This window comes from Treponema sp. OMZ 799, from assembly GCF_024181365.1.
Lineage (GTDB): Bacteria > Spirochaetota > Spirochaetia > Treponematales > Treponemataceae > Treponema_B.
Window position 1 is genome coordinate 2,982,991 of record NZ_CP051301.1, and the last position, 14,761, is coordinate 2,997,751.

Sequence of the window (14,761 nt, forward strand, 5' to 3'; positions counted from 1 at the left end):
TCTAAGTAATAATTCTTATAGCAAACACCTTACTGCAACTGAATTTGCCTCTGTTGCTAACTTGGAAGCGAATGTTATTCATAGCTAATCTCTTTCAGTTTTTTAATAGTATCTTGATCTTTTCTCCATACATCCATTGAACCAAAACTATTTTGTTAGTGTAGTCGTGATAAAATCAAGCTGAGCAAACAGTTCTTCAATTTTGGCAACGATTCGTTTTTGTTCGGCGAGTGGGGGGAGAGGAAGAAAGAATTCGATTAGAATGTTTTTCGGGAGTTCTTTTTGGTTGGTAGATCCGGTTGCGGCCTTATTAATTTTATTTTGCAGATGCTCAGATGTAAAAATAGCATATATATACTTTTGATATATGTATGCTTTATAACATCTCACAATGGATATATGTGAGTCAGGGACAATAAAAGGATATTTTCCCAGAATTCCTATATCAAAGATACCAACTCTCCCAATAGTACCTGTTCCCGTAGAGTTTATTACAATATCTTCGTGTTGCAGATGATATTCATTAGTCCATTTTGATAATGAATTTGGATCTAAAAAAAGAACCTTGTCTAATCGTATACTATCCCATTGATTACATTTTTGTGCCAAAACCGGATATTGACTTTCTTTTGTGTAAACCGGTGTTTTCCCTCTGGATAAGAATTCAGAAATCTCCCCCAATCTACACCACGCCCAGCCCTCCGGTACGGTAAACGGAATTTCATCAGAAATATTTTCCTCGCGGCCATCGGTATATTTTTGATAATAACAATTATCAGTAGAATTTTTATAAATATACGAATCATTCTTGCCGCGTTTTATCTCTCCGGAAGCGATTTTAGCTTCTTTTTCAGCATGGAGTTTTTCCAGCATAACACTTGCAGGTTCATCGTCAGGATCTTGCGGAACAAGCTTCCCTCGGATTGCAAGATCGAGGATTTTTGACTTTGCCTGTTTGACGGCTGTCTGTAAGTCGGCTTTATTTTGTTCCAGCAGGTCGATTTGTGCAAAGATTGCTTCTATATTTGTAATTATACGCTTCTGCTCTAAGAGTGGAGGAAGGGGAAATAAAACTTGCTTTACCGTATCAGCCTTTAAATTTTTGACAGTTGAACCTGCGGCAACCAAAGAAAATGAGTTGTAAATATACTTAGAACTTAGAGCATAATACAAGAAATCTTTTAGAAGATACTTTATTATATCAGCAAAAACAAGCCAGCCGTCATGTATGCAGCCATCTATTTTTAAAATATAAGGCCGACCGAAACTCATAGAATTTGTTAGTAGGAAGTCCCCTGCATGAACAAAACGAGAATGTTTTTTACCTTCGGGTTTGATTTTTTCTTTTGCAGAAATTATATATTTACTTTCCGGAACCGTATCACCTATCTTTATCCAATTTATACCATTTTTTTTGTCAGTAATGAAGTCTTCAATAGGTCGCGGTGAGCCACCTCTCGCAATATCTGCCACTACCCCCAACCTACACCACGCCCAGCCCTCCGGCACGGCAAACGGGATTTCGTCCTCGATATCCTTTACTCTGCCGTCTGCGAACTTCTCATAGTGTCTGTTATCATCACCGAAAAAAATATACGAATCATTTTTACCGCGTTTTATCTCTCCGGAAGCGATTTTTTTCTCTTTTTCTGCACGGATTTTTTCAAGGAGTATGGCTGCACTCTCATCGGTCGGATCTTGCTTTACCAGCTTTCCGTGAATTGCGAGGTCTAAAATTTTTTGACGTAATGCATTTGTGTTCACGTTATAATCTCCCTGTAACAGCCATTATCAGCTGCCGCTCATTTCAAGCGAGGTTTTATATTCTTCTATCTGCTCGCTCAAATTCCGTATATGGTGCGAAAACATAAAATGTAAGAACTCCGCAGGATCATCCTTGTCTTGTGAAGAAGAAAGACTTTGAATATATTCCGCTTTGTTTTCTTTTTTGATTATTGCAGGAACTAGCCCCGCTTCATATTGGATAACATTCATTAAGAGCCGGCTCATCCGTCCGTTTCCATCCGCCCACGGATGAATGTGAACAAGTTTATAATGAGCGAGAAAGCTAAAAGCGTATTGAGCTTCTATATCTTTTTCTGCAATGCTTTTTCGTTCCGCATTAAGCCAACTACAAAATTCTTCCAGTTTTTGCGGAAGCTTCTGCCACGCCATATAGCTTTTTCCGCCTCGTCCTGCACTGACATTTACCAGTCTGAGTTCTCCTTTTGCAGAAGAAAATGTTCCGCCGATTGTATTGTATACAGTGCCGGTATTTTTCATTACTAGAGCTGAAAGTTCACAAAGAATTTCCGGTGTGATTTGCGTATACTGTTTTGCAAGCTCAAAACTTTTTTCGTATGCAGCTTTTAGGTCAAGATTCATTAGCTGTTCGTGAATCGGTTTATTTGCACTTATCCCTTCGTCAAAGAGAAGCTGATTTTCAATTTCCGTTACGGTAGAACCTTCTATTGCCGTTGAATGTGTGATAATCGAATATAAATAGAATTTATCATAATCAAGCTGCTGAGAAATTTGCAGCTTGTTGTATTCGTTTATAACTTCTGAAAGTTTATTAAAGTTTTGTTCTTCGTTCCGATTTATCATTCTTCAATTCCTTCAATCAGTTTGGAAAGCTCGGTAACCGCTGCGGCAATGTTTGCGCTTTTGGTTTGAATGGTTTGCATAAGCTCGGCGAGTGAACAGTCCACTGTATCGGAACCGTCTTTTATCCATTTTAAGTCGAGGCTGGTCTTTTCATCTTTTAAGATTTCTTCAACCGGAAACTTGCGCCATCTGCCGTTCGGATTTTCGGGCGACCACGTTTCTTTGCGGTCTTCGAGATGTCCTGCACAATAGAGCGATTCAAATTCGGTAAAGTCTTCTTTTTTTAACGGATTTGTTTTTCCGAATGAACGCATATTGCTGCGTAAATCATACACCCATACGGTTTTTGTGTTATCTTCATCAGTTTTACCGCGAGTAAAAAAGAGTACATTCGTCTTTACACCCTGTGCATAAAAAATACCGGTCGGCAAGCGTAAAATCGTATGCAGATTACATTTATTCATCAAGTCTCGGCGGATTTTTTGACCGGTATTGTCTTCAAAAAGTACGTTGTCCGGCAATACAACAGCAGCGCGGGCTGTGCCGGTTGTCTTTAGCGAACGGTAAATATGCTGCAAAAAATTCAACTGCTTGTTACTGGTGGTATAGGTAAAGTCATCGCGAGTTGTGCGCTCTCCGCCCTTTTTTGTTCCGAATGGAGGATTCGTAAGCACCACGTCGTAGCCGGTCATTGCCTTACCGCTTTCGCTCAACGTATCACCGAGTACGATTTTCCCTTCGATATTATGGAGCATTGCATTCATAAGCGCCAAACGATGGGTTTCATGTACCAGTTCTCCGCCGGTAAAAGCTTCTTTGAGTTGGAATGCAGCTTCTTTTTCGGTCAAGTCGCAGTAGTCGTCGGTAAGGCTTTTTACATATCGATCTGCGCTAATCATAAAACCGAACGTTCCGCACGCAGGATCGTTGCAACGCTCTCCTACCTGTGGAGAGGTAAGGCGTGTCATCATATCAATTAAAACGCGAGGAGTAAAGTATTGCCCCGCCCCGCTTTTCTTTTCGTTCGCATTCTTTTCGAGCAGCCCTTCATAAAGGTTTCCAAGTCCTTCCTCTTTTGCGGAATACCAGTCGAGCTCATCGATAGACTTAATAATTTTTTCAAGGTTTTTCGGCTCATCGATGTTGGAACTAGCCCCCTGATAAATCTCACGTACCCGCCCCTTTGTGTTTTCACCAAGGTATGACAGCAGCTCTTTGTAGAACTTCTTCAGCTCAATTCCGCTGTAAGAAACAAGTTTATCCCAGCGATAGTTTTTCGGAAGCGTATTTTCGGCTTTTGTCTCCTTTGCCATTTTTAAGAACAGGATATAGGTCAGCTCCGTAACATACTGATGATAGGTAATTCCGTCATCACGTAAAATATTGCAAAGATTCCACAGTTTTGAAACGATTTCTTGATTTGTCATATTGTCTACTCCGCCTATGCTGCTTTGTCTTCATAAAGATACGTATTCAGTTCACGCACGATTGCAGTGAGTGCTCCTGAAAAAATCTTGTTTATTTTTGAAAACCCGCCTTGTGCACGCCATGCACTAAATTCATCGAAGGTTTGAACATTTAAAACCGATTCGTTGATAAGATACTTTTCTATGCGCTCAATCCATTTCTTTTCGCTTGCGGTAAAATTATAAGCTTTGCACAGTTTTTTAACGGCATTGCAGATTCTCTCTTCGTGCGAAATGAGGGGACTTCCGATAGCATATCGGCGAATAAATGTAATAATATCCGCAGCGCATTCTTCCTTTGTAAGCTGCGTGATGGCTGTATTGAGCTGCATTGAATTAAAACCGTTCGCATCGAGCGTCATGCTTACATTCCGCAGGTCTTTAAGGGTAAGGTCGGCGGGACGGGTACAGATTATTTCCAACGCTTCGATCTTATCGCGGTTCGTTTTTATATATTCAGAAAAACTTTCCAGATAATCCTCCGGCTCTTGCCCCTTTCCATATCCCCGTGTTATTTCGTGAAATTCGTCCGGCTTATCGCTGACAATCACATAGCGGGCATTTTCTCCGGATTCCTTGAATGCGTTAAAGGCCGCTCGTTTTTCCAAGAACAAATCCCTACACGATTCTTCACTGTGAGTTCTCATTTCTTTCGCCGCGGCAATAAAACTTTCTACGCTGTCGTAATTCGCTGTAACAGTAAAAAAGTTTGATTGATGTTGATCCATACGGCGTTTTGCGCGTTGGAGTTTTGCAATAATCTGATCATTTATATACGCGATATGGTCGCTGTCGGTTACCGTTTTATAGCCCTCTAACAGTTCATCAAACGTTACGCTTGGATTTGATACGGTAGGTTTCATCGAAGAAACTTCATTCAGATAGCCGTATAAATCAACTGTGTCATAAATCTCAAAATGGGTTTTATTTATTTTGGGACACAGGCGAGTGGCACGACCAAGCATTTGTTCGTAAAGAATACGGGATTTTATACGGCGCATAAAGACAATCTTTGTAATTTCCGGCACATCAATTCCGGTAGAAAGCAAATCTACAGTTACGACAATCGTAGGATAATGCTCATTCTTAAAACGCTTGATTGCATCCTGTACGCGCTTTCTGTCTCCTATTGCGTACGTGATTTTTTCTATCGCTGCAGCAGTGATATCATGTGCTTTATATATCTGACGCAGTTGTTCGACAATCTCATCTGCATGGCAGTCGCTTACGGCAAAGATAATTGTTTTTTCGTCGCTTTCAGGATCTATGTATTTTGAAAGCTCGGTAAGTACCGTCTTGTTAAAAGCGGGGGTAAGCACATTTTTGTTGAAGTCTTCTACATCAAAATCAAGCTCATCTGCAAGCTCCTCAGGATTTAAAAGTTCTTTTGTAACGGGATTATAGCGGGCAAGCTTTTCTCCTTTTTGATGATGAATGCCGTGCTGATTTAGTTCCGTTTTGATGCTGTAAGGTGCATCGTAATCTACGAGATAACCGTCTATCACTGCTTCGCGGTATGAATATGTGAATACGGGATTTCCAAAAATCTGCGTGGTGTGCAGAGCCGGCGTCGCAGTCAGCCCTATTCTGACCGCATCAAAGTATTCAATCACTTTTTTGTATTTGCTGATAAAGTCATTTTGATCACGATACAAAAGTTCGGCTTCGCTTAACTCTCGATCAAGCGTATATCCGCGGTGCGCTTCATCAATAATGATACAGTCAAAGTCTCCAGATGAAGGAATACGGTCTTTCTCTTCGCTCATGATGCGGGAAATCATTCCCTGCACGGTAGCAACTTGTACGCGCGTCTCCGTTGCAATATCTATATCATCAAGCGTGTTGATATTGTAAATTGTATTCAACGGCTGCAGGTCTTCAAGTTTTACATCGTTAAACACATCTTGCACCTGTTCGCCCAAAGCCGTGCGGTCTACCAAAAAGAGAATACGGCGTAAGCGGTTGGTTTTTAAGAAGCGGTAGATCATACCTAAGACCGTTCGCGTCTTGCCCGTGCCTGTTGCCATTGCAAGCAGAATCTGCCGCTGCCCGCTCACAACTGCCTGTTCGACAGCCTCAACAGCCGAAAGCTGATAGTGGCGGAGATTCAATCCGTCTGGGTCGCGCAAAAAATCGTACGGTAAATTTTCGAGAGCACGGTCGGCTTCATCAATATTCTGACGGGATTTGGCAAGCAAGTCTTCGGGACTGTACCATCCTTGCAGCGCACGCGGAATATTGCTGCTTTTCCGTAAATCATGGAACCAAATCCCCGACTCGGTTTCCAGCTGCTTTAAATAAGGCCGCCCGTTTGTAGCAAACACAAAGGGCACTTTATAATTATGCCAAACGCCCATACAGAACTTTTCATCTTCAGCTTTTATATTCCGGGCATATTCATGACATTGATTGTCTATGACTGCGTGAATGTTTTTTGCATACGGTTTTGCTTCTACAATGCCGATAAGCAGTTCGCCGACGAATAACGCATAGTCTGCATGAGCAGTTGTTCCCTTTTCCGATGCGACCGGCCATTCCGCAATCGCCAGTCTTTTACCATTTTGCGGCCAGACACCTTTTGCGTAACGCAAGTTTTCCGTATCCGCTTCCCAGCCGACTTTTCTCAGCTGTTCGTCAATAATTGCACGGGTTTCCGCTTCGGTCAGTTTTGTCTTTGCAATTGCTTGAGCAGATGTATCTTGACGCTCCTGTTTGGAACGGGAGCTTTGCGGCGTAAGAGTGAGCGCCTTCTCTCGGATTTTGCGTTCTTTTTTTATTTCCGCTTCAAGTTCCTGAAGCCTTTTGTCACGCTCCGCTATCAGGGCATCTTTTTCCGCAATGGTTGCTTCTGCATGTACAAGCTCGATTTTCTGTTCTTCAATTTTCTTTTCCTGATTTCGAACCAGTGGCATTATATTGATTTTTCGCTTCGTCAGTTCTGGTTTGATAAACGGCTGCGCTGTAAATGAGCTGTCACCGTAGGTCTGCATAAACCAAACCGCAATATGGTGGGCAAAACGGAGTACTAAAAGTGCTTCTTGCTCGTTAGCATCGTTTTCATGCGCAGAATTATTCCGTTTGATACGGACTTGATTAATCCATTGGTTTACATCATACGGAATAAGCCCCTCATTTTTGAGGATTCTTGTACGGTTAAAATGATTGTTTTCTTTTACATCTATTGGCTCCGGGATATGTTCGATACGCATCATTTCGCGAACCATCAGTTCTACAAATAAGCCGGATTTATTCTTACTTGATGCAGGATCCGAATATACATAGCGTTCTGCAAATTCCATTGTTTGAGCAAAATCAGGCCAATACATCTGTAAAAAAGTAAAATTACCCATAATTAACTTCTCATATCCCAAAACTATAGGAACAATTATAACACTATTTTAGTTATTTTAATAGTACCTTATAATGCTTAAAAGGCAACCGCTGAATGGCCGTAGCGTATTTTAGTTTTGGGGATGTTTCAAAAGTTTGTTACTTTTTTACCACCTATTGCATAAACTGCACTTTAAGTAATATACTGGTAAAAAAATAGGAGTTGTTTATGATAAACATTATAAAAATAGAAAACAAAGACGAAAAAGCAAAAATTGTCGAAGAAGTTTTGACGGATTTACCGGAATGGTTCGGCTTGCCTGAAAGCACAAAAGAGTATATCAATGATTCAAAAGAATTGGATTTATGGGCAGCAAAGGAAAATGATAAAATTATCGGGTTTATAACATTAACCGAATCAAGCCCAGATTGTGCTGATGTGCATTGCATGGGAGTAAAAAAAATATATCACAATAAGGGAATCGGCACATTATTATTTAATGAGCTGAAAAAATTTGCTTCAACTAAATATGATTATATACAGGTAAAAACGGTAGATGAAGGACATTATAAAGAATATGACCAAACAATAGCCTTTTATAAAAAACAAGGATTTAAAAAATTAGAAGTTTTTCCCACACTCTGGGATGAATGGAATCCTTGCTTGGTAATGATCCAAAAATTATAAAACATCAAAAGTATTATCGGATAATTTTAGTATTTTATCATTACATTGTACTTGCAAAAAAATTATTTTATATTATAATATTATTAGGGGGTAAGTATGGCAAGTACATTAGTTCAAATTAGGGTTGATGAGAAACTGAAAGATGATGTGACTGCTGTTTATGAGCAGTTAGGATTAGACTTATCCACAGCCGTACGTATATTTTTTAAGCGTAGTGTTGCTGAAAATGGGATTCCTTTTAATATGAAACTGGAAAATACCAAACAAACTTTAATAAAAAAAGAAATCCCTCCGGACATTCTTTCAGCAATGCAATCTATGTCTAAAAGTGCAGCAATTTATGGCGTTTCCGAAATGAGCATTGAGGAAATTAATAATGAAATCGATGCAGCACGAAAAGGAAAATAGAGTGCCGCTGTACGCCGTAATTGATACAAATGTTCTTGTTTCTGCATTTTTAAAAGAAAATTCTATTCCTCGTTTTGTGATTAACTATATGTATGCAGGCAAAATCATCCCAATTTATAATGAAGAAATTATAAGCGAATATTTTGCTGTGTTGTCCCGTCCAAAATTTTGCTTTCCTAAGGAAGCTGTCAATATTGCGGTTAATGCAATACAAAAAATAGGCTTAAAAATGGATGGGATAAATGTTTTAGATCCTATGCCTGACCCAAAAGACATTGTTTTTTATGCTGTTACACTAAGTGCTAGAAAAAATTTTGAAACTTATTTGATCACCGGTAATATAAAACACTTTCCTATGGAAACCTTTGTTGTAACACCGCGTCAAATTTTAGATTTACTTGAGAAACCAATTTAGTAACAAAGGAGCTTCACGGCGTGTACATAACCGATAACGAAACAAAAAAGGCCTTGCTTATTTTTACGGATATCTTATCAAATCCGGCAAAAACGAATATAAGCCGTTCATCCTTGCATGAAAAGAGTGCTGAGGCTCTAAAAGAAATAGAAGAAAAGGAGCTAAAAAGCCTCGTTAAAACCATATTTTTAAAGCCCCTATCTTCTCTCCGCTTTAGAGTTGCAAAGGAAAATCCTGCGACTCTTGTAGGTTCGGGGCAACTTGAAAAAGTTGCTCAAGCTATCGAAGATGAAGGAGCCGATCTTGTCGTCTTTAACAGTGCTATAAGCCCCCGCATTCAGCGAAACCTTGAAGCAGCCCTCAACACTTGCGTTATCGACCGCTCCGAGGTAATTATCCAAATATTTGCAGACAGGGCTCAAACAAGGGAAGCCGTCTTGCAGGCAGACCTTGCCCGTTTGGAGTACTCTATGCCCCGCCTTACCAGACGATGGACCGGCTTAGCCCAGCAGAGGGGAGGTGCAAAGGGAACAAGGGGAGCTTCCCGCGGTGCCGGCGAAAAAAAGCTGGAGCTTGACAGAAGAACCTTAAAAACCGGAATTGCCAAGCTCAAAAAAGAGGTAGAAAGGGTAAGGCTTCAAAGAAAGGAACAGAGGAAGACCCGCTTACAGGGAGACAAAAAAATAGGGGCGATTGTAGGCTACACAAACGCCGGAAAATCCTCCCTTTTAAAAAAACTTTCGGGAACCGAAATTTTTACCGAAGATAAACTCTTTGCCACCCTCGATGCCGAAACCAGAAAAGTTTTTTTACAAACAGGTGAAAAAAATATTCAGGTTCTATTAACCGATACTGTAGGCTTTGTAAGTAATCTGCCCCATCAACTGATTGATGCCTTCCGCTCAACTTTGGAAGAAGCTGTCCTTGCAGACTTTTTAATAATAGTCTGCGATGCCTCCCATCCTGCAATGACGGAATGCCTTGAAGTTACAAGACAGGTCTTGGATGAACTTTCATGCAAGGAAAGACCTGCCATAATCGCAATAAACAAAATAGATGAAGTCTTTGATGAGGGTGAAATTTTAAGATTAAAGGAGCGTTACCCGGAAGCTGTCGAAATTTCGGTTAAAACAGGAAAGGGGCTTGACCTTCTAAAGAAAAAAATGACCGATATAATTATTCTTAATAAATAACAGATAATTATTAAAATACACTTGACACAGTATTAGGTTTACTGATATAATCCTCGTATGTTATGGGGATATAGCTCAATTGGTAGAGCGCTTGCATGGCATGCAAGAGGTCAGGGGTTCAATTCCCCTTATCTCCAATACTAAAAGTTGGTACACTTCTGACGTATTGATTTAATAAGGCGGCTAATCGGTGGATTCGACAACTGAAATAGATCTTGACGAGCTTCTCAAAGATGTAGTAATGCCTTCAGGCAGCGCAGCACAAGCACCGCCAACCCCCGGTGGTTTTGATTTCGATATAAATCAACCGAATCCTTTTCCCAGTATAAAGGCCGGCGGGTTAAGCAAGGAGACTATGCTGTCAATGGCGCCTGAAGCCAGAGGAGAAGCAAAACGAGATCCTAGCGAACCGGATCTTACCCTAACTCATTTTGAAAAAGTTGAAAAATTTTTTGCAGATACCCCGCATACTTTATTTGATACGGCAGAATTTTACAAGATAGTTTTAAAAGGTGAAGGAGAAAACGCCCAACGCCTTCATGCATCCCTAACTAAATTTTTAACGGCTACAGATCCTAAAGACAGAAGCGTATTCAGACAACAGGTTGAATCATCCTATTGGAACCTTGTTTCCGATATGGTCATGAAAATTGCATCCGGAAAATCTTCAAAAGAAAAACAATACGCGATAAGATACGGCCTTGTTCTCCCCACTCTTTTAACAACGGCACAAAAAGATATGTTTGCAAAAATAATAGACGAAAACCCCTATTGCGAAGCTGTCTATTATTTGGATGAATGGTTTAGAGAAATAGGAAGCGGTAAAATCAATCCTTCAGCAACAGATGAAGTCAGGGTTCCAAAAAGAGACGATAACTCACGATTTAACCAGCTTTTAGAAAAGGCCAAGGGAAAACTGCAAACGGCCGACAATTTATTAAGAGCAAAATCCGAAGAAATCAGCAGATTTGAAGACTCCATAAAACAACAAATCGATAATATGTTCTCTCATGATATGCTGGCTAACTTCTCAAATGTTAAATCACCTTACAGCGAATCACAAAAACAGCAGATATTGCAAATAAATGAAAGGCTAAAAAAACTCCTCAATTTTGACAAAGAACTGCAAAACTGTATTTCCGACTATAAAGAGGCTGATGCAGATGTACGCAGCTTAAGGGAAAAGGCCGATGCTTCAGGCGGAATTACGACAAATATGTCCGGGGCCGAAGGCGAATTTGATACCGTAAAGCAAATGGCTAAGATGACATGCGGAAGAAAAGGCAATCACTTTCCAATCTTATCCCGTGAATATCTTAGGAGCTCTTCAAAAGAATTAGGTACCCGTGAAAATATTTTAAGGGAAATGAAGTGGCTTGAAGACATAGATGTTCAAGCTTACTGCCGTCAATATAAAAATCAATTAAACCGGATACCTCCCTTTGTTATCTTGGTTCCAACCTATGGCGATATAGGCTTTTGCTGGGAGCCCTTTGATAGGTATAACCGTGTAACAAGCCGAGGAAGAATCGTAATTCCTATGTACCCGAAAAGCTTAAGGGTGTCGCTCCTAATGGCCACAGCCGACTTGCGCTGGCAGGTTGCTAAAGAAAAAGCCTCATACTACTGGATGGAAGAAGGCTTAACAGGAAACTATTACCAATGGTTTCAAAACCAAAAACTAAAAGGCGATATAAAGGAATACTTTATACAGGATTATATAACTTGGATGATTAAGGAAAGTGAAGGCATCCAAAAATTAGATAAAGAAGTTAGGGAAGTATTTTGGCGATACATGCCCTTTGCCGATTCAATTAAGGCAAAACTCAAAGACAGGGCCTTGGTATATCAAGAGCTTTGCCAAAGAGATATAAACCGCCAAATGTCGGATGGGTATTAAACTATGAAAAAACAATTATTTTTATTTGCCAGTAAATTATGCCCCGATTGCGGGCCTGCAAAGGAATATTTAGAAAGAAAAGGAGTAAAGTTCCGTTATTTTGACATTACTGAAGACTTAGGTTATCTAAAGTTTTTGTTAAAATATCGGGATGAACGGGCTGAATTTGCTCAGCTCAAAAAGGAGGGGAAGATCGGCATCCCATGCTTGATGGTCGGAGACGGCGAAGAGTTTGTATTCGACATTGAAGGAGCAGACCTGTCAAAATGGTCTTAACCCTGACCGGCCTTCTTTTTTTAAGTCAGGTATCTTAAGCCGATTGGTATTTAGGTTAAGCCTAAATACAATCTAGCAGGACGTGAGAGGACACGTCCTGCTTTTTTTATGCAAAATTGATTACCTTAATACGGTTAAAGGGTTAATTAACTTCCCGTTTTTATATACGGAAAAATGAACATGGGGACCTGTAGATCTTCCCGTATTTCCTACAGTTCCGATAATTCCGCCCTGATTTAAAATTTGGCCCCGCCTTACCTTTATCGTATGCATATGTCCGTACATTGACTGATAGCCGCCCGAATGGGTTACAATGACATAATTACCATAAACGGCAGAATAGCCTGTATAAGAAACCTTACCGTCAAGGGTCAGTTTAATAGGTGTGCCCGTAGGAGCCGCAATATCGATACCTGTGTGAAAACTCTTTCTTCCGGTAAAAGGATCTCTTCTATAGCCGAATGGCGAAGTAAGCCTTCCTATTATGGGATAAATAAAAAGTTCTCCCAAGGCCTTTTTAAGCTCAAAGGAGCTCATCGTTGCACCCGGAATAAAGAGCTTTTGACCTATGCTTACCGTCTGATTTTCAAGGTCATTTGCATCCAAGATTGCATTAATAGGCAGGTTAAATTTACCGGCAATAGAACTCAAAGAATCGCCCTTTACAGCCGTATAAATAAGCCCGTCAATCGAAGGAATAATCAGTTTTTGCCCTATCCTTAACCTTTTTGCGCTGCTTATACCATTAACGGAAAGAAGGGTTCCCAAATTTTTAAGGCCGACTTTTTGAATAATACCGCTTACCGTATCCCCTTTTGAAACCATATATTCTTCAAAATCGACTGCGGTAATAAAATCCGGTACATCCGCAGGGGAAAAAGAAGAGTCTTCTGCAGTTTCTTGATGAGTCCCCCCCCCTCCCTTTGATAAATCGGAAGAAGGCATGGCATATTGACGCATTGCATTTACAGATGAAGGCTCTTCCCAAAATGAGATAGATCTTATCGATGAAAGGCCCCAATTCAATTTTAAAATCGGAAAATAAAAAAAGATAAGACCTGCTGCAAGCATGGCTAAGAGAACAAAGACAATCAAAGACTCTTCTCTAGAACTAAGCTTAACTTTCTTTGCCTTAACCTCATTTTCGGATAAACCGAATAAAATTTTTTGCGGATTAACGGCAGAGTAGATTCTAACCGTCTCTGCATGAGAAAAAGCCGGTTTCCTTTTTTTTTCTTGCCTATATTTATTGTTATGATGCACCGCATCCGAATAAGTTATGATATCCATATTCAGTATATCGGCAGAAAAAAATATGGTTTTAGACCAAATTAGATAAGAAAAGGGCTTAAACCTTATAAAGGTCTTAAGCCCTTTGTTAAAAACTATAATGGAATGAAGATTATCTTAGCATACCGTACAAGTTTTTCGGATTTTCCAAAACAGGAACGAGCTCCTGAGGTACGCCTACATTTTCATCCTTAGCTATATCATACATCAGACGGAGAATTGAAAAGTCTTCAAGGGCAAAACCTACAGAGTCAAAAATGGTAATTTCGTCCGGTTTGCGGTTAATGGGTTTACCTGTTTTGATTACATTCCAAATTTCGGTAACCTTAAAGCTTTCGTCCATGTGTTGAATTTCACCCTCAATTCGGCTTTGAGGTTCAAATTCTACATAAACGTCTCCCATAGATAGAACCTTTGAGTCAAGCTCGGTTTTACCCGGACAGTCCCCGCCTACACCGTTTATGTGCATACCGGGCTCAACCATATCGGGAGTAATAATAATGGCATTCTTCTTATCGGCTGTAACCGTCGTGATAATATCTACTCCCTTACAGGCTTCCCGTGTGCTATTACACTTAATAAGCTTTAAGCCCTTTACATCCTTAAGATTGTCCATGAGCTTATCGGTTGCGGCAGGATCAACATCATAACAATAAATTTCTTCTACTCCCAAAATATGATGAAACCCCAGAGCTTGGAATTCACTTTGACAGCCGTTTCCTATAAGGGCCATTTTTTTCGGATTAGGTTTTGCAAGATACTTTGCAGCCATTACCGAGGTCGCGGCAGTTCTGACTGCCGTTGTTAAAGTCAATTCGCTCAAAAGAAGGGGAAATCCTGTACAAACTTCAGCTAAAACTCCTATAGCCATAACGGTTAAAAAATTGTGCTTAGGATTTTCCGGATGACCATTTACGTACTTAAAAGAATAGGTTTTGGAATCCCCTATGGGCATGAGTTCAATAACTCCGATAGGACTGTGATGAGCCATCCTTGGAACCTTATCAAAATCGTTCCATCTTTTATAATCTTCTTCCAAATAAGGAACAAGCCTCTTAATAACAGTTTCGGCACCGACAGATTTAAGATACTTTGCCATTGTAGGCAAATCGATATACTTCGTTTTCAACATAAGCCTCCATGTGTTGATTATATACCAATATGTTAGCTCATTTTATAGCTTTTGTC

Annotated in this window: 12 protein-coding genes and 1 tRNA gene; 7 read left to right on the forward strand and 6 right to left on the reverse strand. The window is 40.1% G+C overall.

Annotated elements, in window-relative coordinates; translation table 11 throughout:
• Positions 1-147: 147 nt before the first annotated feature.
• Genes E4O04_RS13795 through hsdR form a run of 4 tightly spaced genes read right to left on the reverse strand, consistent with a single transcriptional unit; the run spans position 148 to position 7,423 of the window.
• Entirely contained in the window at positions 148-1,764 is a 1,617-nt protein-coding gene (locus tag E4O04_RS13795) for a restriction endonuclease subunit S (RefSeq protein ID WP_253708740.1), read from the reverse strand.
• Positions 1,765-1,791: 27 nt separating this feature from the next.
• Positions 1,792-2,607, reverse strand: coding sequence for a Fic family protein (locus E4O04_RS13800; RefSeq protein WP_253708743.1), 816 nt, complete (start codon positions 2,605-2,607; stop codon positions 1,792-1,794).
• A complete protein-coding gene (locus tag E4O04_RS13805; protein ID WP_253708746.1) occupies positions 2,604-4,034 on the reverse strand; it encodes a class I SAM-dependent DNA methyltransferase in 1,431 nt (476 codons plus the stop codon). Before E4O04_RS13805 ends, E4O04_RS13800 begins: the two co-directional genes overlap by 4 nt.
• A 14-nt stretch (positions 4,035-4,048) precedes the next feature.
• Entirely contained in the window at positions 4,049-7,423 is a 3,375-nt protein-coding gene (hsdR, locus tag E4O04_RS13810; protein ID WP_253708749.1) for a type I restriction-modification system endonuclease, read from the reverse strand.
• Between the two features lie 209 nt (positions 7,424-7,632).
• Here hsdR and E4O04_RS13815 point away from each other — a divergent pair, with 209 nt between their 5' ends.
• The 7 genes from E4O04_RS13815 (at position 7,633) to E4O04_RS13845 (ending at position 12,283) form a co-directional block, all read left to right on the forward strand.
• Positions 7,633-8,091: a GNAT family N-acetyltransferase gene (locus E4O04_RS13815; RefSeq protein ID WP_002691734.1), complete on the forward strand. Its 459-nt coding sequence runs from the start codon at positions 7,633-7,635 to the stop codon at positions 8,089-8,091.
• 96 nt (positions 8,092-8,187) lie between these two features.
• On the forward strand, positions 8,188-8,499 hold the full coding sequence (locus E4O04_RS13820; RefSeq protein WP_002673438.1) for a type II toxin-antitoxin system RelB/DinJ family antitoxin: 312 nt from the start codon (positions 8,188-8,190) through the stop codon (positions 8,497-8,499).
• Positions 8,468-8,914, forward strand: coding sequence for a putative toxin-antitoxin system toxin component, PIN family (locus tag E4O04_RS13825; RefSeq protein ID WP_253708752.1), 447 nt, complete (start codon positions 8,468-8,470; stop codon positions 8,912-8,914). Before E4O04_RS13820 ends, E4O04_RS13825 begins: the two co-directional genes overlap by 32 nt.
• A gap of 20 nt (positions 8,915-8,934) precedes the next feature.
• Positions 8,935-10,107: a GTPase HflX gene (hflX, locus tag E4O04_RS13830; protein WP_253708755.1), complete on the forward strand. Its 1,173-nt coding sequence runs from the start codon at positions 8,935-8,937 to the stop codon at positions 10,105-10,107.
• 64 nt (positions 10,108-10,171) lie between these two features.
• Positions 10,172-10,244: transfer RNA gene (locus E4O04_RS13835), tRNA-Ala, on the forward strand.
• A 53-nt stretch (positions 10,245-10,297) separates the two neighbouring features.
• Positions 10,298-12,007 carry a hypothetical protein gene (locus E4O04_RS13840; RefSeq protein WP_253708757.1) on the forward strand — a complete coding sequence of 570 codons (1,710 nt, stop codon included), beginning with the start codon at positions 10,298-10,300 and terminating at the stop codon, positions 12,005-12,007.
• Positions 12,008-12,010: 3 nt separating this feature from the next.
• Complete coding sequence (locus tag E4O04_RS13845) at positions 12,011-12,283, forward strand: glutaredoxin domain-containing protein (protein WP_253686682.1); 273 nt, start codon at positions 12,011-12,013, stop codon at positions 12,281-12,283.
• A 120-nt stretch (positions 12,284-12,403) separates the two neighbouring features.
• Here the strand turns inward: E4O04_RS13845 and E4O04_RS13850 are convergent, their stop codons facing one another.
• Together E4O04_RS13850 and E4O04_RS13855 are read right to left on the reverse strand one after the other, a co-directional pair.
• Entirely contained in the window at positions 12,404-13,573 is a 1,170-nt protein-coding gene (locus E4O04_RS13850) for a peptidoglycan DD-metalloendopeptidase family protein (protein ID WP_253708760.1), read from the reverse strand.
• 112 nt (positions 13,574-13,685) lie between these two features.
• Entirely contained in the window at positions 13,686-14,705 is a 1,020-nt protein-coding gene (locus E4O04_RS13855; protein ID WP_253708762.1) for an ornithine cyclodeaminase, read from the reverse strand.
• Between the last annotated feature and the right edge of the window lie 56 nt (positions 14,706-14,761).